This window comes from Defluviitalea phaphyphila, from assembly GCF_001466305.1.
Classification (GTDB): Bacteria; Bacillota; Clostridia; order Lachnospirales; family Defluviitaleaceae; genus Defluviitalea_A; species Defluviitalea_A phaphyphila.
The window spans coordinates 82,001-102,920 of the sequence record NZ_JWID01000003.1; the positions used below are offsets into that span (position 1 = coordinate 82,001).

The 20,920-nt window shown below is 26.1% G+C and carries 24 protein-coding genes; 23 read left to right on the forward strand and 1 reads right to left on the reverse strand.

Going from position 1 to position 20,920, the window contains the following annotated elements; genetic code table 11:
* Positions 1–39: 39 nt before the first annotated feature.
* Positions 40–456, reverse strand: coding sequence for a hypothetical protein (locus OM90_RS03075; protein ID WP_058485425.1), 417 nt, complete (start codon positions 454–456; stop codon positions 40–42).
* A gap of 381 nt (positions 457–837) precedes the next feature.
* Here OM90_RS03075 and OM90_RS13500 point away from each other — a divergent pair, with 381 nt between their 5' ends.
* The 23 genes from OM90_RS13500 to aroB all read left to right on the forward strand — a co-directional run bounded on the left by OM90_RS13500 (position 838) and on the right by aroB (position 20,788).
* Positions 838–1,161: a DUF2953 domain-containing protein gene (locus OM90_RS13500; RefSeq protein ID WP_408605908.1), complete on the forward strand. Its 324-nt coding sequence runs from the start codon at positions 838–840 to the stop codon at positions 1,159–1,161.
* Complete coding sequence (ytfJ, locus tag OM90_RS03085) at positions 1,133–1,582, forward strand: GerW family sporulation protein (protein WP_144428529.1); 450 nt, start codon at positions 1,133–1,135, stop codon at positions 1,580–1,582. The genes OM90_RS13500 and ytfJ overlap by 29 nt, the downstream gene beginning before the upstream one ends.
* A 63-nt stretch (positions 1,583–1,645) precedes the next feature.
* On the forward strand, positions 1,646–2,806 hold the full coding sequence (locus OM90_RS03090; protein WP_058485427.1) for a D-alanyl-D-alanine carboxypeptidase family protein: 1,161 nt from the start codon (positions 1,646–1,648) through the stop codon (positions 2,804–2,806).
* Positions 2,807–2,874: 68 nt separating this feature from the next.
* Positions 2,875–3,588 carry a pseudouridine synthase gene (locus OM90_RS03095; protein WP_330381817.1) on the forward strand — a complete coding sequence of 238 codons (714 nt, stop codon included), beginning with the start codon at positions 2,875–2,877 and terminating at the stop codon, positions 3,586–3,588.
* A 78-nt stretch (positions 3,589–3,666) separates the two neighbouring features.
* A complete protein-coding gene (locus tag OM90_RS03100; protein ID WP_058485428.1) occupies positions 3,667–4,230 on the forward strand; it encodes a class I SAM-dependent methyltransferase in 564 nt (187 codons plus the stop codon).
* Between the two features lie 171 nt (positions 4,231–4,401).
* On the forward strand, positions 4,402–5,892 hold the full coding sequence (locus OM90_RS03105) for an acyl-CoA carboxylase subunit beta (protein ID WP_408605909.1): 1,491 nt from the start codon (positions 4,402–4,404) through the stop codon (positions 5,890–5,892).
* Positions 5,893–5,911: 19 nt separating this feature from the next.
* The gene (locus OM90_RS03110; protein ID WP_058485430.1) at positions 5,912–6,274 is read left to right on the forward strand and encodes an OadG family protein; all 363 of its coding nucleotides are present in this window, start codon (positions 5,912–5,914) and stop codon (positions 6,272–6,274) included.
* A gap of 32 nt (positions 6,275–6,306) precedes the next feature.
* Positions 6,307–6,687: a biotin/lipoyl-containing protein gene (locus OM90_RS03115; RefSeq protein WP_058485431.1), complete on the forward strand. Its 381-nt coding sequence runs from the start codon at positions 6,307–6,309 to the stop codon at positions 6,685–6,687.
* Between the two features lie 44 nt (positions 6,688–6,731).
* Positions 6,732–7,901: a sodium ion-translocating decarboxylase subunit beta gene (locus tag OM90_RS03120; protein ID WP_058485432.1), complete on the forward strand. Its 1,170-nt coding sequence runs from the start codon at positions 6,732–6,734 to the stop codon at positions 7,899–7,901.
* A gap of 25 nt (positions 7,902–7,926) precedes the next feature.
* Complete coding sequence (locus OM90_RS03125; protein WP_058485433.1) at positions 7,927–9,342, forward strand: oxaloacetate decarboxylase subunit alpha; 1,416 nt, start codon at positions 7,927–7,929, stop codon at positions 9,340–9,342.
* A gap of 369 nt (positions 9,343–9,711) precedes the next feature.
* Positions 9,712–10,632 carry a MurR/RpiR family transcriptional regulator gene (locus OM90_RS03130; RefSeq protein ID WP_058485434.1) on the forward strand — a complete coding sequence of 307 codons (921 nt, stop codon included), beginning with the start codon at positions 9,712–9,714 and terminating at the stop codon, positions 10,630–10,632.
* Between the two features lies 1 nt (position 10,633).
* Positions 10,634–11,242, forward strand: a complete 609-nt coding sequence (locus OM90_RS03135) for a histidine phosphatase family protein (protein WP_058485435.1) — start codon at positions 10,634–10,636, stop codon at positions 11,240–11,242.
* 24 nt (positions 11,243–11,266) lie between these two features.
* The gene (gene aroH / locus OM90_RS03140; RefSeq protein ID WP_058485436.1) at positions 11,267–11,629 is read left to right on the forward strand and encodes a chorismate mutase; all 363 of its coding nucleotides are present in this window, start codon (positions 11,267–11,269) and stop codon (positions 11,627–11,629) included.
* Between the two features lie 70 nt (positions 11,630–11,699).
* On the forward strand, positions 11,700–12,374 hold the full coding sequence (cmk, locus tag OM90_RS03145; RefSeq protein WP_058485437.1) for a (d)CMP kinase: 675 nt from the start codon (positions 11,700–11,702) through the stop codon (positions 12,372–12,374).
* Positions 12,375–12,392: 18 nt separating this feature from the next.
* Entirely contained in the window at positions 12,393–14,297 is a 1,905-nt protein-coding gene (locus OM90_RS03150; RefSeq protein WP_058485438.1) for a bifunctional 4-hydroxy-3-methylbut-2-enyl diphosphate reductase/30S ribosomal protein S1, read from the forward strand.
* 53 nt (positions 14,298–14,350) lie between these two features.
* Positions 14,351–15,136: a CheR family methyltransferase gene (locus tag OM90_RS03155; RefSeq protein WP_058485439.1), complete on the forward strand. Its 786-nt coding sequence runs from the start codon at positions 14,351–14,353 to the stop codon at positions 15,134–15,136.
* Between the two features lie 235 nt (positions 15,137–15,371).
* Positions 15,372–16,856, forward strand: coding sequence for an HlyD family efflux transporter periplasmic adaptor subunit (locus tag OM90_RS03160; RefSeq protein WP_058485440.1), 1,485 nt, complete (start codon positions 15,372–15,374; stop codon positions 16,854–16,856).
* A 19-nt stretch (positions 16,857–16,875) separates the two neighbouring features.
* Entirely contained in the window at positions 16,876–17,571 is a 696-nt protein-coding gene (locus tag OM90_RS03165) for a YggS family pyridoxal phosphate-dependent enzyme (RefSeq protein WP_058485441.1), read from the forward strand.
* A 20-nt stretch (positions 17,572–17,591) separates the two neighbouring features.
* On the forward strand, positions 17,592–18,047 hold the full coding sequence (locus tag OM90_RS03170; protein WP_058485442.1) for a cell division protein SepF: 456 nt from the start codon (positions 17,592–17,594) through the stop codon (positions 18,045–18,047).
* Between the two features lie 12 nt (positions 18,048–18,059).
* Positions 18,060–18,341 carry a YggT family protein gene (locus OM90_RS03175; protein WP_058485443.1) on the forward strand — a complete coding sequence of 94 codons (282 nt, stop codon included), beginning with the start codon at positions 18,060–18,062 and terminating at the stop codon, positions 18,339–18,341.
* A gap of 26 nt (positions 18,342–18,367) precedes the next feature.
* The gene (locus tag OM90_RS03180) at positions 18,368–19,156 is read left to right on the forward strand and encodes a YlmH family RNA-binding protein (RefSeq protein WP_058485444.1); all 789 of its coding nucleotides are present in this window, start codon (positions 18,368–18,370) and stop codon (positions 19,154–19,156) included.
* Between the two features lie 10 nt (positions 19,157–19,166).
* Positions 19,167–19,700: a DivIVA domain-containing protein gene (locus OM90_RS03185; RefSeq protein ID WP_064505483.1), complete on the forward strand. Its 534-nt coding sequence runs from the start codon at positions 19,167–19,169 to the stop codon at positions 19,698–19,700.
* Positions 19,697–20,788 (forward strand): 3-dehydroquinate synthase, encoded by a 1,092-nt coding sequence (gene aroB / locus OM90_RS03190; RefSeq protein ID WP_058485445.1) that lies wholly within the window; start codon positions 19,697–19,699, stop codon positions 20,786–20,788. Before OM90_RS03185 ends, aroB begins: the two co-directional genes overlap by 4 nt.
* Positions 20,789–20,920 lie beyond the last annotated feature (132 nt).

Consider the following 20,920-nt stretch of genomic DNA (forward strand, 5'->3'; position numbering starts at 1 on the left):
TTTATTTATATTTTTGTAATGTTATAACTCGATTAGAAATTATGCCCATATAACTCTCATAAATTTCCCATAATCTTCTTCTATATTTTTAAATATATTTAAAATTATTCCTATAAGAGTTTTTGCATTAAAATCTTCATCTGAAGCTATATAATCAATACAAAAATCTATATTTCCTAAATCATCTAATGTATATTTTAATGCTTTATATTTTGAATTCAATTCATTAATTAAATATAATATTTTATCTCTTTTTGCAGGATTATTTAATGTAACAATTCTACATAACACCTGACTAAATACGCTATCATCTAATACAATTAAAAAAATCTTTTCACTTCCAGCAAAAGTATATCTACTTTTAAATAATACTGCATCATTTTGTTGCACTTTTTCAAAAACATTTAAGTCAGGATTTTCCCTAATAAATAATTCAAATTTTTGTACTTTATTCATCTGAAGTTCCTCCAAACATAATTAATTCTTGGACATCATTTTTAATTTTTATAAATTTTAATGATATCAAATTAATTCTAGCATTTATATATTATAAATTCAAATATTATTTTAAAATTAAAATTTTTAAAAAATGTACTTTTATATTTTATATTGAATTCTTTATTATTTTTTAGGGGAAAATAAAATTAAATGTATTAAATAAGCAGGTGAAATTTTTTGAAAGTAATAATTGAATATAAATATGGTCAAAATTTTATATTAAGCGTATATTTATTGAAATATATAAAAATATTTAAAATTAATTTAACAAATTATTTAAAAAAAAATTATAATAAGATATTTTCAAATAAATCAAACTATAAAAATACATTTAAAATAATGTTTAGTGAATTAAAACAAAATAAAAAAAATATAACAATAGATTTTATAGATTTTAAATTAAATTTAGGAAATAATAATCCAAGTAACACAGCTATATTTTATGGATTAATTAATATAATAATACCAACTATCATATGTTTTTTTAATGAAATCATACCAATTCAAAATTATAATATAAAAATAACTCCAAATTTTAAAACAAATAAAGTTAATATTTTATTTTACTGTAAAATCAATACAAATTTTATTTTTATGATTTTTCGATATTTTGTTATTAAAAGGAGGCTTAAAAATGTCAAATATAAATCTTCATCCCATTGAATCTTTAATGAAAACATCTATGGAGAATATAAAACAAATGATTGAAGTTAATACTGTTATAGGAGACGCTATTGAAACATCAGAAGGGACAATTATTATGCCTATAACAAAAGCTTCATTTGGATTTGTAGCAGGAGGAGCTGAGTATTGTATTTTTAAAAAAGATAATACTGTTAAAGAAGATGATGAAGACAATAGATATCCTTTTGGTGGGGGAAGTGGGGCTGGTATTAGTGTTCAACCAGTTGCTTTTATGGTAATAGAAGAGAATGAAGTTAAGTTACTTCATGTTCATCATAATTTTGGAAATTCCTTTAAAATAATAGAAGAAATCCCCAATATAATAAATCAAATAGGTAATTATATAAATTCAAATATAAAAAGTAAAAAAATTGTGGAAAAAATTTCTGAAGAAAATTAATTTTTGCATAATACAAGCTTTAATATTATATTATGAAACAAAGAACTTAAAAAGGAGTTCGTTATGAAAAAGAGATTTTTATATTTATTTTTTATTTTTATTTTATCTATAAGTATTACAAATTCTTTATATGGGATTGAAAATATTGACCTAACAGTAGAAGCCCAATCAGCAATTTTAATAGAAGCAGATACAGGTCGTATACTTTGGGAAAAAAATGCTTTCGAACCTAGAGCTATGGCAAGTACAACTAAAATAATGACTTGTATTATAGCACTAGAAAAGGGAAATCTTTCTGATGAGGTAATAGTGAGTAAAAGAGCAGCTAAAGCTCCTGAAGTAAAATTATATTTAAAAGAAGGAGAAAAACAACGTTTAGAAGATTTGTTATACGCTCTTATGATGAAATCTTCTAATGATGTTGCAATTGCAATTGCAGAGCATATAAGTGGTTCGGTAGAAGCATTTTGTGAAGAAATGACTGAAAAAGCTAAAGAATTAGGAGCAAAAAATACTGTATTTAAAACTCCTAATGGATTAGATGCTGATGGACATCAATCTACAGCGTATGACCTAGCATTGATTACTCGTTATGCAATGCAAAATCCTAAATTTGTAGAAATTATTAATACTAGATCATTGACTATTCCTAAAGAAGGCAATTATCGCTCTTATTATCTTAATAATACTAATAGATTTTTAGATGAATTTCCAGGTGCTAATGGAGTAAAAACTGGATATACAGGAAAAGCAGGTTATTGCTTTGTAGGAGCTGCGAAACAAAATGATATGCAGCTTATTTCTGTTGTATTAGCTAGTGGTTGGGGTCCACGGGGAAAAGAACAAAAATGGATTGATACGAAAAAAATTATGGAATATGGATTTAAGAACTATAAAAAAGTTTCTATTATAGAAAAAAATCAGTATTTAAAAACAATTCCTGTTATTAAAGCTAAAGAAACTAATGTTCCTCTTTATGCCGATGAAGATTTTATATATCCTATAAATGAAGAAGAAAAATCGCAAATAAAAATTAAATTAAAAGTTCCTAAAATTATAGAAGCTCCTGTTATTAAAGGACAAAAAATAGGAGAAGTGCAAATCTTTATAGTAGATCAAATGTGTGGGAAAATATCATTAGTTGCTGGTAAAAGTATAAATAGACATGATTTTTTTACTTGTTTAAATAAAGTACTAAATAATTGGTTAATATTAAAAAAATAAAGTATAATATATAATGATGAAAGGAAAAACCTTTCTTTTATTTTTGTTTTATAGAAAGGAGAAATATAGTGGAAATTAGATTACAAAAATATCTAGCTAATGCTGGAATTGCTTCAAGAAGAAAAGCTGAAAAATATATTCTAGAGGGAAAAGTCAAAGTAAATGGAAAGGTTATTACTAATTTAGGAACAAAAATAAACACAGAAAAAGATTTAGTATATTTTAATGATAAAAAAGTTTGTGTAAAAAACAAAAAAGTTTATATTTTATTAAATAAACCAGAAAATTATATTACCACAGCAAATGACCAGTTTGATAGACCTACAGTAATGGATTTACTCCCATCTATTTCTGAGAGAGTTTATCCTGTAGGAAGATTAGATTATAATACATCAGGACTTCTTTTGCTAACTAATGATGGAGAACTAACTTATAAACTTACTCATCCTAAACATCATATAAGTAAAACTTATATTGCAAAAGTTAAAGGGATTCCTGATGAAAATTCTTTAAATAAATTAAGAAAAGGTATAGTAATTGATGGATATAAAACTTCGCCTGCTAAAATAAAGCTTGTGAGAAAATTTTCCGAAAATTCAGAAATAGAAATTACTATTTATGAAGGAAGAAATAGACAGGTTCGAAAGATGTGTGAAGCAATAGGTCATCCAGTGTTAAAATTAAAAAGAATTGCTATAGGAAAAATTTTTTTAAAAGATTTACCTTTGGGGAAATATAGATATTTAACAAAAGAAGAAATTAGTTATTTAAAAAAATTATAAAAAATTAAATTATTACAATTAATCTTTAAAAATATAAAACTAATTAACATAATTCATATAAATAAAGTAGGTGAAATAATGTTTTTAAGAACTAAATTAACAGATTTAGTACATAATATATTAAAAAATAAAATAAATGTAGGGGATATTGTAGTAGATGCTACTGTAGGAAATGGTTTTGATACAATATTTCTAGCTAAAGCTGTAGGTGATAAAGGGAAAGTTATAGGATTTGATATTCAGCCACAGGCTATAGAAAGTGCAAAAAAGAAATTATATAAAGAAGGACTAATAGAAAGAGTAGAATTAATACAAGATTCTCATAGTAATATATGTAAATATGTTAATCATTCTATTAATGGAGCTATGTTTAATTTAGGATATTTACCTAATGGAAATAAAAAAATTATTACTAAAAAAGAAACTACTATAATTGCTTTAAATAAAATTTCTTCCATGCTTGTTAAAGGAGGATTTATTACTATTATAAGTTATTTAGGTCATCCAGGAGGAATGGAAGAAAAAGAAGCAATTGAATCATTTCTTAGAAATATAAATAATGAAAATTTTATTACTGCTAAATTTAGTTATTTGAATCGTCCAACTAATCCTCCCATCGTATATATAGTAGAAAAAATATAAAGATTTATAATTTTTATTTTCTAAATTACTTGCATGGTTTATAATAATAATGTAGAATAAATTTGGCGATTGTCGCGTTTTTAACAGAGCCTAAAATTTAAAAATGGAGGGTTATAAATGAGTACATTGTCTAAAATTAATGAACTCAATGCGCGTCGTTCTGTTATTCAAATGGGCGGCGGTGAAGCTGAAATTAAAAAGCTTCATTCAGAAGGCAAATTAACAGCCAGAGAACGCATTGAAAAATTTCTTGATGAAGGAAGTTTTGTTGAATTAGGTGCATTTGTTAAACATCGTTCTACAGATTTTAATATGTCTAAAAAAAATACTCCTGCTGACGGCGTAGTCACAGGTTATGGAACTGTAGAAGGTAGATTAGTGTATGTATATAGTCAAGATGCAACAGTTCTTGGTGGTTCTGTTGGAGAAATGCATGCAAAAAAAATTGCATCTTTATATGATTATGCCATGAAAATGGGCGCTCCTATTATTTCATTCTTAGATTCATCTGGTTTAAGATTACAAGAAAGTATTGATGGATTAAATGGGTATGGAACTTTGTTCCTTAAACAGTCTATAGCATCTGGAATAATTCCTCAAATTTCAGTGATTTTTGGTGATTGTGTAGGTGGAGCTGGATTTAGTGCAGGAATTTCAGATTTTACATTTATGGTTTCCCAAAATGGAAGATTATTTATGAATAGTCCCAATACTATTGAAGGAATAGAAGGTAAAAAAGCTACATTTGAAAGTATTGGAAGTGCTGATATACATAGTGAAAAAAGCGGTATGGTTCATTTCCAATATGATAAAGAAGAAGAATGTATTGAAGGTGTAAGAAATTTAATTAGTTATTTGCCAGGAAATAATTTAGAAGATGCTCCAATTTATGAAGCAACTGATGACTTAAATCGTGTAGATTCTGTATTAGATTCTATTATTCCAGAAGATTTAAATGAATCTTTTGACGTAAAAACAGTTATAGCTTCTATAGCAGATGATAGAGAATTTTTAGAAATTCAATCCAAATATGCTAAAAATCTCGTAATAGGTTTTATTCGTCTTAATGGTAGTACTGTAGGGATAATAGCAAATCAATCTCAAGAAAATGAAGGACTTTTAAATATAGCAGCATGTAATAAAGGAACTGATTTTGTTAATTTCTGTGATGCATTTAATATTCCAATTATTTCACTTACAGATGTAGGAGGATTTATATCTTCTGTAGAAGAAGAACAAAAAGGAATATTAAAAAATGCAAGTAAACTTGTATATGCCTTTGCTAATGCAACTGTCCCAAAAGTAAATGTAATTATAAGAAAAGCTTTTGGAAGTGCATATATTGCTATGAATAGTAAACATATAGGTGCTGACATTGTTTTTGCTTGGCCTACTGCGCAAATTTCTGTCATGAATCCAGAAGGTGCAGTAAATATTATGTATGCAGAAGAATTAAAAAATTCTGAAAATCCAAACAATTTGAGAGCAGAAAAAATAGAAGAATTTTCTTCTATGCAAGGTAGTGCTTATGCAGCTGCTTCAAGAGGATATGTAGATGATATTATAGAACCTTCAGCTACAAGAAAACGTATAATAGCAGCTTTAGAAATGCTTTATAGTAAAAGAGAACAAAGACCTGCTAAAAAGCATGGCACTGTTTAAATAAACGTGGGGTGATGAAATGGAAGAATTTTTAAATGGTCTTATGGTAACAGTCATTGGTATGGGAGTTACCTTCATAGCTTTGATTGCTTTATCATATATTTTAGATTTATTTCGCATTCTTTCAAATGGGTCTTCTAAAAAAATCGAAGAACCAAAACAAGAGATTGTAAAAGAAGAAGTTATCCATGAAGAAATCAATCAAAAAGATGGCGAAGTTGAAGATGATTTAGAATTAATTGCTGTAATAACAGCAGCAGTTGCAGCTAGTTTAAATACAACTACAGATAAATTAAAAGTTCGTTCTTTTAGAAGAATTAATTCTAATATTTCAGAATGGAATAGAGAAGGACGTATAAGTCAAATTAAAAATACAATTTAATAAATATTTAAATAATTGAAGGAGGATTAAAAATGAGAAAATTTAAAGTTACTGTAAATGGAAATACATATGAAGTAGAGGTAGAGGAGTTACAAGGCAGTGGGCAAGTATCTACTACTGCAATGGCACAAAATCCATCTCCAGCTCCAGCAACACCAAAAGTAGAAACTAATAAAGTATCTACTTCAACAACAGTAGGAGCTAATAAAGTGACTGCACCTATGCCAGGAACTATTTTAGATATTAAAGTTAATGTAGGAGATAACGTAAAAGAAGGAGATGTTATTGCTATTTTAGAAGCTATGAAAATGGAAAATGAAGTTGTTGCCCCAGCAGATGGAAAAGTAGCTTCCATTAACGTATCTAAAGGAGCTTCTGTAAATACTGGAGATTTAATCGCATCGATTGACTAAATGAAATAGTATCCGGAGCATTAAAAAAGAAGGGAGCAAAGCACATGGATTTTTTATCTATGCTAGGAGAAACCTTAAAAGATTTTCTTAGTAGCACAGGTTTTTCGGCATTAACTATGGGTAATGTTATTATGATGATAGTTGCCCTTATACTTATGTATTTAGCTATAAAAAAAGAATACGAACCATTATTATTATTACCTATTTCTTTTGGAATGTTATTAGTTAACCTCCCATTAAGTGGTTTAATGGATCATCCAATAGGTGACCAAATAGGCGGACTTTTATATTATCTCTATCAGGGAGATGAACTAGGAATTTTTCCACCACTTATTTTTATGGGAGTTGGAGCATTAACTGATTTTGGACCATTAATTGCTAATCCACGTAGTATTTTGCTAGGAGCCGCAGCTCAGTTTGGAATATTTTTTGCTTTTTTAGGAGCGCTTTTATTAAAATATATTGTTCCAGCTATCCATTTTAATGGGCCAGAGGCTGCAAGTATAGGAATTATTGGAGGAGCTGATGGACCTACTGCAATTTATTTAACTACTAAATTAGCTCCACATTTATTAGGACCTATTGCTGTAGCAGCTTATTCATATATGTCTTTAGTACCTATTATTCAACCACCAATTATGAGAGCTTTAACTACAAAAGAAGAAAGAAAAGTTAAAATGGAACAATTAAGACCTGTTTCTAAAAATGAAAAAATATTATTTCCTATTATAGTTACTATTTTAGTTGTATTATTACTTCCAGCAGCCGCACCTCTTATAGGAATGCTTATGTTTGGAAATCTTTTAAAAGAAAGTGGTGTTACAAATAAATTAGCAGAAACTGCATCCAATGCTCTTATGTATATTGTAACTATTTTCTTAGGAATTACAGTTGGTGCAACTGCAAATGCGGAAGCATTTTTAAATCCTAAAACATTAGGTATTTTAGCACTTGGACTTGTGGCATTTGCCATTGGAACAGCAACAGGAGTCCTTTTTGGTAAAATTATGTATAAAGTATCAGGTGGAAAGGTTAATCCTTTAATTGGAGCTGCAGGAGTTTCAGCAGTACCTATGTCAGCTCGTGTTGTACAAAAAGTAGGAAAAGAAGAAAATCCATCAAACTTTTTACTTATGCATGCAATGGGACCAAATGTTGCAGGAGTTATTGGGTCAGCTATTGCAGCAGGAGTATTATTGTCTATATTTGGTTAATTTAATTTAAAAAGGAGGTAGAATGATGGCTGAAAAAGTTAAAGCTAAACCAGTAAAAATTACTGATACTACATTTCGTGATGCCCATCAATCTTTAATTGCAACAAGAATGACAACAGAACAAATGCTTCCAATAGCAGAAAAAATGGATAAAGTAGGATTTCATTCCATGGAAGTATGGGGAGGAGCAACTTTTGATGCATCCCTACGTTTCTTAAAAGAAGATCCTTGGGAACGTTTAAGAAAATTAAGAAATGCTATTAAGAATACAAAACTTCAAATGCTTCTTAGAGGTCAAAATATATTAGGATATCGTCATTATGCAGATGATGTAGTAGAATATTTTGTTCAAAAAAGTATTGCTAATGGTATAGATATTATTCGTATATTTGATGCTTTAAATGACCCAAGAAATCTTGAAACTGCAATTAAAGCAACTAAAAAAGAAAAAGGACATGCTCAAGTTGCTATTTCTTACACCTTAAGTAAGGTACATACTCTTGAATATTATGTGAAATTAGCAAAGCAATTTGAAAATATGGGAGCAGACTCTATTTGTATAAAAGATATGGCTGGGTTATTAGTCCCTTATAATTCTTATGAATTAGTTTCTGCACTTAAAAAAGCTGTTAACATACCTATTCAACTTCATGGCCACTATACTAGCGGGGTTGTAGCAATGACATATTTAAAAGGTGTAGAAGCTGGAGCTGATATAATTGATACAGCTATGTCACCATTTTCTATGGGAACAGCACAGCCAGCTACTGAAGTAATGGTTGAAACATTTAAAGGAACTCCTTATGATACAGGACTTGACCAAGGATTATTATCAGAAATTGCGGACTATTTCAGACCTCTTCGTGAAAAAGCTATGGAAGAAGGGCTTTTAAATCCTAAAGTATTAGGAGTTGATATTAAAACTCTTTTATATCAAGTACCTGGAGGTATGTTATCTAACTTAGTTTCACAACTTAAAAATCAAAATGCAGAAGATCGTTTTTATGATGTATTAAAAGAAATACCAAGAGTTCGTGCAGATTTTGGATATCCTCCATTGGTAACTCCATCTAGTCAGATAGTAGGAACTCAAGCTGTTCTTAATGTACTAATGGGTGAAAGATATAAAATGGTTACAAAAGAATCTAAAGCTCTTGTTCGTGGAGAGTATGGTAGAACACCTGTTCCAATCTCTGAAGAAATAAGAAAAATAATTATTGGAGATGAAGAACCTATTACTTGTCGTCCTGCAGATTTATTAGAACCAGAACTAGAGAAAATAGAATCACAAATGAAGCAATATAAAGAACAAGATGAAGATGTATTATCTTATGCTTTATTTCCTCAAGTTGCAGAAGAATTCTTTAAATATCGTCAAGCTCAAAAAACAAAAGTTGACCCCAATTTAGCAGATACAGAAAATAAAGTTTATCCTGTTTAAAATAAAAGAAGCTGTTGCACAATGAATTTAAATAATTCAAATGTGTAACAGTTTCTTTATTTAATTTAAAATATAAAATAATTAATTTATTTTAATTTTTTTAATTTAAAAATTTTTAACAAAAAGAGAGTGATAAAAACTACTAAAAAAAGTAATTTTAAAACTCTCTTTTTTAGAGTAATAATATCATATTTAAATAAATTATTTATACTAATTAATAATATTTATTATATAATTAAATAGACTAATTATAAATTTTTATATATAATAGTATTTGTAAAAATGCGTTTTTTATATATAATAGTGTTATAAAATATTTAATTATTAATTGTTATAAATAAAATTTAAAAGTAATGTGAGGAACCCTTTATGCATAGAAAAAATGATTTAATTAGAAGAATTCATAGTAATTTACCTAGATTAAGTAAAGGACAAAAACTTATAGCTAACTATATTTTAACTCACTATGATAAAGCAGTTTTTTTAACTGCAGCAAAATTAGGAAAAATTGTAGGAGTTAGTGAATCAACAGTAGTTAGATTTGCTAATGAATTAGGTTATGATGGTTATCCTAAATTGCAAAGGGCTTTAGAAGAATTAGTCAAAAATCGATTAACTGCTGTACAACGAATGGAAGTTGCATCTGACCGTTTAGAACAAAAACATGTTCTTAAATATGTACTTCAATCGGATGCAGATAAAATTAAACATACGTTAGAAGAAGTTGATGAAAAAGTTTTTGATGAATCAGTAGATGCTATATTAAAAGCTCGTAAAATTTATATATTAGGAGTTAGAAGTTCTGCTTCATTAGCTAGTTTTTTAGGATTTTACTTTAATCTTTTATTTGATAATGTTAAATTAATTCATACTAATAGTGTTAGTGAAATGTTCGAACAAATTTATAAAATGAATTCTGAGGATGTTGTTATTGGTATAAGTTTTCCAAGATATTCCAAACGCACTTTAAAAGCTATGGAATTTGCAAAATCTAAAAAAGCTACAGTTATAACTATTACAGATAGTCCATTATCTCCTATGACTCAATATGCAGATTATAGTTTGCTTGCAAGGAGTGATATGGCTTCTTTTGTAGATTCTTTAGTAGCTCCTATGAGTCTTCTGAATGCTTTAATAATGGCAATTAGTCTAAAGAAAAAAGATGAAATATCATCTACATTAAGCAATCTTGAAAAAATTTGGGCAGAATATCAAGTATATGATAACGAAGATGAAGATTTTAATATAACATACTCTTTAAATAAAAATAAAAAACATAAAGGGGAATAAGATGATTAAATTATATTTAATAAGGCATGGAGAAACAGAGTGGAATTTAAAACATAAATATCAAGGGTCCACAGACGTTCCTTTAAATGATATAGGTAAAAAACAAGCTCTAGCTATCGCAAATAGAATGGAAAAATATGAAATAGATGCAATTTATTCTTCAGATTTATCAAGAGCTTATGAAACAGCAAACTGTATTGGAAATATAAAAAAACTAAAAGTTAAGGTTCTTCCCCAATTAAGAGAAATTAATTTTGGAGAGTGGGAAGGATACACTTCTTCTGAATTAAAAAAAATATATGGAGAAGAATATAAAAAATTTTTATTAGAACCACATAAATATACATTCCCAGGAGAAGGAAGTTTAAAAGCTGTACAGATGAGATTAAAAGAAGCTATTAAAATTATCACTTCAGAACATTCAAGTGGGAATTTTATTATAGTTTCTCATGGAGCTGCTTTAAAAATTTTGATTATGACATTATTAAATATAGATTTATCTTTATATAGAAAATTTTGGCTAGGAAATGTTTCTTTATCTATTATAGAAAAAAAAGATAATGATGATTGGATATTAAGTCTTTTAAATGATACATCTCATTTATATTAAAATTAATGAAATAGGAGAGCTGGTATGTGTATATGTGCTATAAGAGGTGCAATTACTGTTGAAAAAAATACTAAAGAAGATATTTTAAAAAATACACAAGAACTTTTAGAAGAAATTATATATAGAAATAATATAGATATTAAAGATATAATATCTATAATTTTTACTGCAACAGATGATATTGATGCAGCATATCCTGCTATAGCGGCAAGAAATTTAAAAATAACTCACGCTGCATTACTGTGTTTTCAAGAAATGAAAGTGCAGAATAGTTTAAAAATGTGTATAAGAGTTATGGTTCAAATTAAAACTGAAAAATCTCAAATTGAAATGAAGCATGTATATTTAAAAGGAGCAGTTGTATTAAGACCGGACTTATTAGATTAAAAATATAGTCCTTTATGTTTATATGGGCGAACTGTGTTCGCCCAAATTTAGTTTATTGGAGGAGGTAAATATGAAACATTTTTCCATAGCTATAGATGGACCTGCTGGAGCAGGAAAAAGTACTATTGCGAAATTATTAGCAAATAAATTAAAAATTATATATGTGGATACTGGAGCAATGTATAGAGCAGTTGCATTATACTGTATTAATAATGAAATAAATTATAATGATAAAGAAAGTATCAAAAATATATTAGATGATATAGATATAAAGATAGTATATAAAGAAAATAATCAAAGAGTATTATTAAATGGTAAAGATGTATCTAATGAAATTAGAACTAATGAAGTTTCTAGAGGAGCTTCTGCAGTTGCTACTATTAAAGAAGTTAGAATAAAAATGGTAGAATTACAAAGAAATATAGCAAAAGGGACTTCTATTGTTATGGATGGAAGAGATATAGGAACTTATGTGCTTCCCAATGCAGACATTAAAATATTTCTTACAGCAAGTGTAGAAGAAAGAGCTAATAGAAGATATAAGGAATTATTTCAAAAAGGAGTAAATTGTTCTTTAGAAGAAATAAAAAATGAAATTAAACAAAGAGATAAAAATGATTCTTCTAGAGAATTTGCTCCTTTAAAAAAAGCAAAAGACGCAATTGAAATAGATACTACAGGAATGACAGTAGAAGAAGTTATTGAAAAAATTGTAAAATTAATTCCTAAAGATTTTTATAATTAAAACTTAAGGAGGAAAATAATGGAGATTATTGTAGCTTCCACAGCAGGATTTTGTTTTGGTGTAAATAAAGCAATTAATATGGTTTATGATAATTTAGATAAGAAACCTTTATATACCTATGGACCAATTATACACAATTCTCAAGTAGTGGAAGAATTAAAAAAAAAGAATGTGCTACCAATAAATTCAATAGAAGATATTAATAAAGGAACAATAGTAATTAGGTCTCATGGAGTTCCCAAAAGTATATATGAAAATATAAAAGAAAAAGGATTAAAATATATAGATGCTACTTGTCCTTATGTAAAAAGAATTCATAAAATTGTATATGAACATTCTAAGAAAGGATATCAAATAGTAATTATAGGAGATAGAAATCATCCAGAAGTAAAAGGGATAGAAGGATGGAGTAATAATACAGCATTTATTATAGAAAATGACAGAGATATAGAAAAAATAGGAATAAAAAATGATATTCCTATATGTTTAGTATCTCAAACAACTTATAGAGAAGATAAATTTAATGATATATTAAAGACTTTTAAAAATAAAAATTATAAAGTAGAAGCTTTTAATACGATTTGCAAAGCTACTTTTAATAGACAACAAGAAGCAATTAAAATTGCAAAAACAGTTAATAAAATGATTGTTATTGGAGGAAAAAATAGTTCTAATACTAAAAAATTATATGAAATTTGTAAGCAATATTGTAATAATACTTATCATATAGAAACCGTAAAAGATTTAAAGTTGAATAATTTCAAATCTAATGATAAAATTGGTATAACCGCAGGGGCATCAACTCCTGCTCGTATAATAAAGGAGGTTATTGCTAAAATGAATGATTTGCAAAATACTAATAATGAAAATTTTGAAGAATTATTAAATCAGTCTTTTATTTCCTTAAGAAGTGGACAAATTGTTAAAGGAACTGTGATAAATATAACAGATACAGAAGTATCTGTTAATTTAGGATATAAATCTGATGGAATTATTTCTAAATCTGAATTTTCAAATGATCCTACTTTAAATCTTCAAGATGTAGTTAATGTAGGGGATGAAATAGAGGCATATATTTTAAGGGTAAATGACATGGAAGGAATAGTTGAATTGTCAAAAAAACGAGTTGATACTCAAAAAGGTTTAGAAATTGTTAAAGAAGCTTATGAAAATAAAACTATTTTAAAAGGAAAGGTAATAGAAATAGTAAAAGGGGGAATAATTGCAATAAGCAATGAAATAAAAATTTTTATTCCTATGTCTTTAATAGAAGAAAGATTTGTAAAAGATTTAAATAGTTTTTTAGGAAAGACTGTTGAATTTAAAGTAATTGAATTTGATAAGAAAAGAAAAAGAATTATAGGAGATAGAAAACAAATTCTTATAGAAGAAAGCAACATGAAAAAGCAACAATTACTAAATGAACTTGAAATAGGGAAAAAAGTTAAAGGAATTGTAAGTAATATAACGGATTTTGGAGCTTTTGTTGACTTAGGAGGAATAGATGGTTTACTTCATATTTCTCAAATATCATGGAATAGAATAAATAAAGTAGATGATGTTCTTAAGATAGGTCAAGAAGTAGAAGTAGAAATAATTGAGCTTGATAAAGAAAAAGAAAAAATTGCTTTATCAATGAAAACAGAAGAAAACAATCCTTGGTTTAAAATAGAAGAAAAATATCCAGTAGATTCTGTTGTAAAAGGGAAAATAGTTAGATTGGTTCCTTTTGGGGCATTTATGGAATTAGAACCGGGAGTAGATGGATTAATTCATGTTTCACAGATTGCTAATAAATATGTAAATAAACCAGAGGATGAACTTAAAGTTGGAGAAATAATTGAAGCAAAAGTATTAAAAATTGATCCAGAACATAAAAAAATTACTTTAAGTAAAAAACAGTTAGAAGATAATATTTCTTAATCAAAAATTTAATATAAAAATTATATAATTTAATTAAAGTCTTGGAGGATTAAATGTTTAATACCTATGAAGATTTTAAGAAACAAATATTATTTATGACGGGAATAGATTTAAACAGTTATAAAGAAAGACAAATGAAACGTAGAATAAATGCTTTAATTAGAAAAAATAATTATAAAGATTATTTTTCTTATTTAAAAGCTTTAAAAAATAATAAGGAACTTTATAAAGAATTTATTAATTATATTACTATTAATGTTTCAGAATTTTTTAGAAATCCTGTTCAATGGGAAATATTAGAAAAAGAAATTATTCCATATTTATTAAAAAATTCTTCAACAATTAAAATATGGAGTGCTGCCTGTTCAACAGGAGAAGAGCCTTATTCATTAGCTATGACTTTAGCTAAATTTATACCCTTATCTCAAATAAAAATATTGGCTACAGATATTGATAAACAAGTACTTGAAAAAGCTCAAATAGGTTTATACAATAAAAAAAGTATTTCGGGAGTTTCAAAAGAATTTTTATTAAAATATTTTAAAAAAGTAGGAGAAGATTATAAAATTTCTGATGAAATAAAAAATTGTGTAACTTTTAAGCAGCATGATTTATTAAAAGATCCATATCCTAATAAATGTGATTTAATAGTATGTAGAAATGTTCTTATTTATTTTACTGATGAAGCTAAAAATAAAATATATAAGAAATTTAATAATTCATTAAAAACTGGCGGAGTATTATTTGTAGGAAATACTGAACAAATAATTCTTTCACATAAATATCTATTTTCTCCAATAAAAACATTTTTTTATAAAAAAGAAGCAGACATTTTATGATATAATTAGGAACATATAGTTGTTCCTATTATATCTTTTTTTTTAAGTTTTTTACTTAATATCCAGTCTTAATTTTTTAAACCTTGACATATAAAATGATAAGATATACAATTAAAGGAAATATATATAATTTAATTATATTTTAAATTTTATAAAGTTTTACTTGTTTTTTTTATTTAATTATAGTATATAAAATATTAGATAAATACTTGTTTTTGATAAGTGTGAGGATTATATGGCAAAATTAAAAAAGCATAAAAGAAAATCAAAAAATAATAGAATCTTAGTAGGAAGTTTTTTCTCAATTATTATAATTATTTATTTAATATCTTCTGGAGTAAAATTGGCTAAAAAAACTCCTTTGTCCATTGAAATAGTTCAAACGGGGACTATTAATAATAATATTAAAGTAAATGGCATTATTATTCGTAACGAAACAGTGGTAAGAAGTAATCAAGATGGAAATATTCAATATTTAGTATATGAAGGCGAAAAAGTTAAAGATAACACTCCTATATGTATGATAGGAGATAATCAAATTTTATCTGAAATTAAAGAAAATATTGATAAAATTAATGAGAATATAATAAAAGTTCAAAATCAAAGAAAAGAATTTTCCATTATTCAAAAAGATATTGATAATATTAATTATGAAATTTATAATTTAATAAATCAAATTATAGATATAGGGTTTGATAATGATTATTCACAAATTTATTCATTGAAAGATTCTATTAACTCAGAAATTAAAAAAAAATATATTCTTTTATCTAAAGAACAGTCTTCTTCTTTACAAAATTTAATTTCCCAAAAAGAAGAATATGAAAATTTAATTTCTGAAAATTCTAATTTTATTACTGCAAAAACAAGTGGAATTATATCTTATTATATAGACGGTTTTGAAGAAAAATTTTCTCCTGAAAATTTAAATAGTTTAACTAAAAGCGATTTTGAAACAATATATAAAGGGAAATATATAACTCAAAATTCTACCATAAAAAAAGAAGACCCACTTTTTAAAGTAGTAGATAATTATGATTGGTATGTGGCTGGAATAGTATCTAAGGATATAGCTAAAGAATGGGAAATTAATGATGAAGTTTTAATTAAATTTAACGAAGAAGATATTACAGTAAAAGCTAAAATTTATAGTATTAAGTCCATTGAAGATAGTATAGTTTTTGTATTACAAAGCACTGAACAGATTTTACCTTTTATTGATAAACGAAATATAGAATTTGAAATAATAAAAGATAATTATGAAGGTATTAAAATACCCATTAATGCTATAGTAGAAAAAACTTTTTTAAAAATTCCTAAAAATTACATCCAATATTCTGGAAATAAAACAGTAGTGATAAAAAAAGGATTAAATAAAGATGAGTTAATTTCTGTTGTTGCTGATTTTGAAGATGAAGAAAATATATATGTACTTCAAGATTTTTCTTCTCTTAAATTATATGATATTTTAGTTTTTCCTGAAAATACAGAAATTGAATTTACTATAAAAGAAACTTTATCAAAAACAGGAGTTTTTGTTGTAAATGGAGGAATTATAAAATTTAAACATGTAGAAATATTATTTCAAAATAAAGATTATGCCATAATTGAAAATAATAATTCATCTGGTATAAAAATATATGATCAAATTGTTTCAGATGCTACAAATGTTTTGGAAAATCAATTTGTAAATGAATTTAATGTTATTGAAAATAATTAAATAAAGGGGTATAAATCAAATGTCTCAAATTAAAAATAATATAGAAGAAATAAAAAGAAAAATTGATATTGCTGCTAAAAAAAGTGGTCGAAAATATGAAGATATTACTTTAATAGCAGTAACTAAAACAGTAGATGTGCCTAGAATTAAAGAAGCTCTTTCTTCTGGTATATGTCATATAGGAGAAAATAAAGTACAAGAAATAATGCGCAAATATGAACATATAGACACAAATATTCATTGGCATCTAATAGGACATCTTCAAACTAATAAAGTGAAATACATAATAGATAAAGTAGATTTAATTCATTCAGTTGATAGTGAACGATTAGCTTATAAAATTAATGAACAAGCAGCTAAAAAGGGAAAAATAATGGATATATTATTACAAGTTAATGTAGCAAAAGAAAAAACCAAATTTGGCCTTTTTATGGAAGAGGTAGAACCTTTAATAGATAAAGTTAAAAATTTAGAAAATATAAGGGTCAAAGGTCTTATGACTATAGCCCCATATGTAGAAAATCCAGAAGAAAATAGGACTCATTTTAGAAATCTAAAACAATTATCTGTTGACATATCTAAAAGAAATATTGATAATATAAGTATGGAAATACTTTCTATGGGAATGACAAATGACTACGAAGTAGCTATAGAAGAAGGGGCAACTATGGTAAGAATTGGGACAGGTATATTTGGTGAAAGAAATTATAATTAAAAATATAAGGGGGCTATACAATGGCAAAATTTTTAGATAAAATGATGGATGTGATGGGATTCGTAAATCCAGAAGATGAATACGAAGAAACACAAGAAATGGATTCAACACCAGAAGTTACTTCAATTAAGAATGTACGTTCTCGTAGTAATTCTAAAATTGTAAATATACATACTAATATTCAAATGGAAGTAGTCATTACAAATCCTCAAAAATATGATGAAGCTCAAGAAATTTGTGACCATATAAAATCTAAAAAACCAGTAGTTATTAATTTAGAAAATATGGATCATGATATTGCTCAAAGGGTTATGGATTTTCTTAGTGGAGCATGTTATGCTTTAAATGGAGATGTGCAAAGAGTAGCAAATAATATTTTTATTATTGCTCCAGAAAATGTAGATATAGCTAATAATTTTAAAGAAGAATTAAAAACAAAAGGAATTATCTTGCCTTGGATGGGTGTTGCAAAATAATGGAGGAAAATTATGAATTTTAAATCAATATTAAGTGTAGCTATTGAAATATTTTTTTATATATTAAATATGTTAATTTTTATTAGGGTTATTTTGTCTTGGTTTCCTATTAATAGGGATAATCCATTCGTTTTAATAATATATCAATTAACTGAACCTATTTTAGGGCCTATCAGAGCTTTAATGCAAAAATCAGTTTTAGGGGGAAAAGGATTAATGATTGATTTTTCCCCTATTATAGCCTTATTTCTTTTGGAATTTATAAAAAACACAATACTTTATTATATTATGTAATTATTATTGGTATTGAAAGGATCAAAATGATTAATAAAATAACATACTTATCAAAATTTACTGATATAGAAGAAAAATTTCTTGCAAGCAAAATATTAGATAGAGTAAATATTTGTTTAAAAAGACATGAAAATATGTTTACTGATTTTATTGATATGTATAAATTAGATAAATTTTTGAATATGCTTTATTCAATTTCAGATATTAAAGTAAAAGCATTTGGTGGATATGATGATAGTGAGAGAAAAATTATAGGGTTGTGTCCAGATTATAAGGAATTAGAAAATAATGATTTCCCCATTGTTCCTATTGAAATTATTCTCAAAGCTTCTAAAACCAATATATCTCATAGAGATTATTTAGGGTCTATTTTAAGTCTTGGAATAGATAGAAGTAAAATTGGAGATATATTAGTAGTTGACGATAAGAAAGCCGTTATATTTGTTCATAAAGATATACATTTTTATATTATAAATAATTTATTTAAAATTAAAAATACAAAAATTGAAATTAAAGAAATAAAGTTTGAAGAAATCGTTATTCCTCAACCTAAAATAAAAGAAATTAATGCTACTGTATCTTCTTTAAGGGCAGATGCTATTTTAAGTTGTGGATTTCAAATATCAAGAAGTAAAGTTGTGAATTTAGTAAAAAATGAAAAAGCATTAATCAATGGGAAAGTTGCTACACCTTCTTCTAATGTTAAAGTTAACGATTTTTTAACTCTTAGAGGCTTTGGTAGAATAAAATTAGAGGAGATAAAAGGGAAAACTAGAAAAAATCGTATTAATGTTGTGATTCATCGTTATGTATAGGAGGGGAAATATGCTCACACCATTGGATATTGAATCGCAGGAATTTAAAAGAAGACCCTATGGATATTCTATTGAAGAAGTAGATAAATTTTTAGATGAAGTTATAAAATCATATGAAAAAATATATAAAGAAAATATAGAATTAAAAGATAAGATTTCTATGTTAAATGAAAGTATTCAATACTATAAATCTTTAGAACAAACTTTACAAAGTACTCTTATATTAGCGGAAAAAACAGCAGAAGATACTAAAACAGCTGCCTATCAAAAAGGAGAGCAAATAAAACAAGAAGCTGAATTAAAAGCTAATAAAATTTTAGAAGAAGTTCAAAATGAAGTTTTTAAAATTAATCAACAAATTGAAAAATTAAAAAATCAATATAATTCTGCAAAAATAAAAATGAAACAAATGTTATTATCTCAATTGGAAATGTTAGAAAATTCTGTATTATATGAAGAAGATTCTGATATCAATAATAATATAGAAGAAAATAAAATTAGCCAAGAAAAAAAAGAGATTTCTAGAAACGAGGAAACTATATGAATGAAATTAAAGTAAATACTTTATCTAATTTATATTCTATATATTTTTCACAAAATTTTGAAGGAATTTTGAAATTATTATCTAGTTATAATTTGCTCGATAGAAAAGTTTGTATTATAACTGATAGTAATGTGGATTTTTATTATGGACAATCTTTTATGAATACTTTAAAAACAGTATATAAAGATGTATTTAAATTTACTTTTCCTGCAGGAGAAGAAAGTAAAAATTTAAATACTGTTCAAAAGATTTATAAATTTTTTATAGAAAACAAATTGGATAGAAAATCTCTTGTATTTGCTCTAGGTGGAGGAGTTACAGGAGATATGGCGGGATTTGTTGCAGCAACTTATATGAGAGGAATTCCTTTCATTCAAGTTCCTACAACTCTTCTTTCACAAGTAGATAGTAGTGTTGGTGGAAAAGTTGGGGTAGATTTTCTACAACATAAAAATATGATAGGTTCTTTTTATCAGCCCAAATTTGTATATATAAATTTAAGCACCTTAAATACTCTTCCTACAAAACAATTATCTTCTGGAATGGCAGAAGTTATAAAACATGGGCTTATTTTAGATAAAGAATATTTTTCTTTTGTTGAGTCTGTTTCTGATGAAACTTTTAAATTAGATAAAGATATATTAGAAAAAATAATTAAACGATCTTGTGAAATAAAATCTAATGTTGTTTCTCAAGATGAAAAGGAATCTGGATTAAGAGAAATTTTAAATTTTGGACATACTATAGGTCATGCAATAGAAACCCTTCTTGATTTTAAACTTTTACATGGGGAATGTGTTTCTATTGGTATGATAGGTGCAGCTTATATATCTTATAAAAATAATTTAATTTCTAAAAAAGATTTGGAAAGAATTGAAAAAGTTTTAACTTCATATAAACTTCCAACAAGATTTAAAAATTTAGAAGTGGATAAAATTTATGAACAAATGTTATTGGATAAAAAAACAAAAAATAATAAAATTAAATTTATTTTATTATCTCCTATAGGAAATGTATTAAGAGTTGAAGATTTAAATGAACAATTAATAAAATCTGCCATTTCTTATGTAAAATCTGACGTGCAGTAGTGCACGTTATTTTTTTGATTTAGTTTCCATTATTGTTTTTATAATTATTACAAAAACTATCTATATTGCTTTACACTAAAAGAAATGGATGATATAATTTTTCTTGTTTTGAGAATTTTAGTTTATTTTAAG

Bases quoted from the DNA above. Each gene is read 5' to 3' on its own strand.
- OM90_RS03130 (WP_058485434.1), top strand. From the start codon at position 9,712: ATGCATAGAAAAAATGATTTAATTAGAAGAATTCATAGTAATTTACCT.
- OM90_RS13500 (WP_408605908.1), top strand. From the start codon at position 838: ATGTTTAGTGAATTAAAACAAAATAAAAAAAATATAACAATAGATTTT.
- OM90_RS03105 (WP_408605909.1), top strand. From the start codon at position 4,402: ATGGGCGGCGGTGAAGCTGAAATTAAAAAGCTTCATTCAGAAGGCAAA.
- OM90_RS03175 (WP_058485443.1), top strand. From the start codon at position 18,060: ATGAATTTTAAATCAATATTAAGTGTAGCTATTGAAATATTTTTTTAT.
- OM90_RS03110 (WP_058485430.1), top strand. From the start codon at position 5,912: ATGGAAGAATTTTTAAATGGTCTTATGGTAACAGTCATTGGTATGGGA.
- OM90_RS03120 (WP_058485432.1), top strand. From the start codon at position 6,732: ATGGATTTTTTATCTATGCTAGGAGAAACCTTAAAAGATTTTCTTAGT.
- cmk (WP_058485437.1), top strand. From the start codon at position 11,700: ATGAAACATTTTTCCATAGCTATAGATGGACCTGCTGGAGCAGGAAAA.
- ytfJ (WP_144428529.1), top strand. From the start codon at position 1,133: ATGTCAAATATAAATCTTCATCCCATTGAATCTTTAATGAAAACATCT.
- OM90_RS03160 (WP_058485440.1), top strand. From the start codon at position 15,372: ATGGCAAAATTAAAAAAGCATAAAAGAAAATCAAAAAATAATAGAATC.
- OM90_RS03090 (WP_058485427.1), top strand. From the start codon at position 1,646: ATGAAAAAGAGATTTTTATATTTATTTTTTATTTTTATTTTATCTATA.
- aroH (WP_058485436.1), top strand. From the start codon at position 11,267: ATGTGTATATGTGCTATAAGAGGTGCAATTACTGTTGAAAAAAATACT.
- OM90_RS03180 (WP_058485444.1), top strand. From the start codon at position 18,368: ATGATTAATAAAATAACATACTTATCAAAATTTACTGATATAGAAGAA.
- OM90_RS03185 (WP_064505483.1), top strand. From the start codon at position 19,167: ATGCTCACACCATTGGATATTGAATCGCAGGAATTTAAAAGAAGACCC.
- OM90_RS03170 (WP_058485442.1), top strand. From the start codon at position 17,592: ATGGCAAAATTTTTAGATAAAATGATGGATGTGATGGGATTCGTAAAT.
- aroB (WP_058485445.1), top strand. From the start codon at position 19,697: ATGAATGAAATTAAAGTAAATACTTTATCTAATTTATATTCTATATAT.
- OM90_RS03075 (WP_058485425.1), bottom strand. From the start codon at position 456: ATGAATAAAGTACAAAAATTTGAATTATTTATTAGGGAAAATCCTGAC.
- OM90_RS03165 (WP_058485441.1), top strand. From the start codon at position 16,876: ATGTCTCAAATTAAAAATAATATAGAAGAAATAAAAAGAAAAATTGAT.
- OM90_RS03150 (WP_058485438.1), top strand. From the start codon at position 12,393: ATGGAGATTATTGTAGCTTCCACAGCAGGATTTTGTTTTGGTGTAAAT.
- OM90_RS03100 (WP_058485428.1), top strand. From the start codon at position 3,667: ATGTTTTTAAGAACTAAATTAACAGATTTAGTACATAATATATTAAAA.
- OM90_RS03115 (WP_058485431.1), top strand. From the start codon at position 6,307: ATGAGAAAATTTAAAGTTACTGTAAATGGAAATACATATGAAGTAGAG.
- OM90_RS03155 (WP_058485439.1), top strand. From the start codon at position 14,351: ATGTTTAATACCTATGAAGATTTTAAGAAACAAATATTATTTATGACG.
- OM90_RS03125 (WP_058485433.1), top strand. From the start codon at position 7,927: ATGGCTGAAAAAGTTAAAGCTAAACCAGTAAAAATTACTGATACTACA.
- OM90_RS03135 (WP_058485435.1), top strand. From the start codon at position 10,634: ATGATTAAATTATATTTAATAAGGCATGGAGAAACAGAGTGGAATTTA.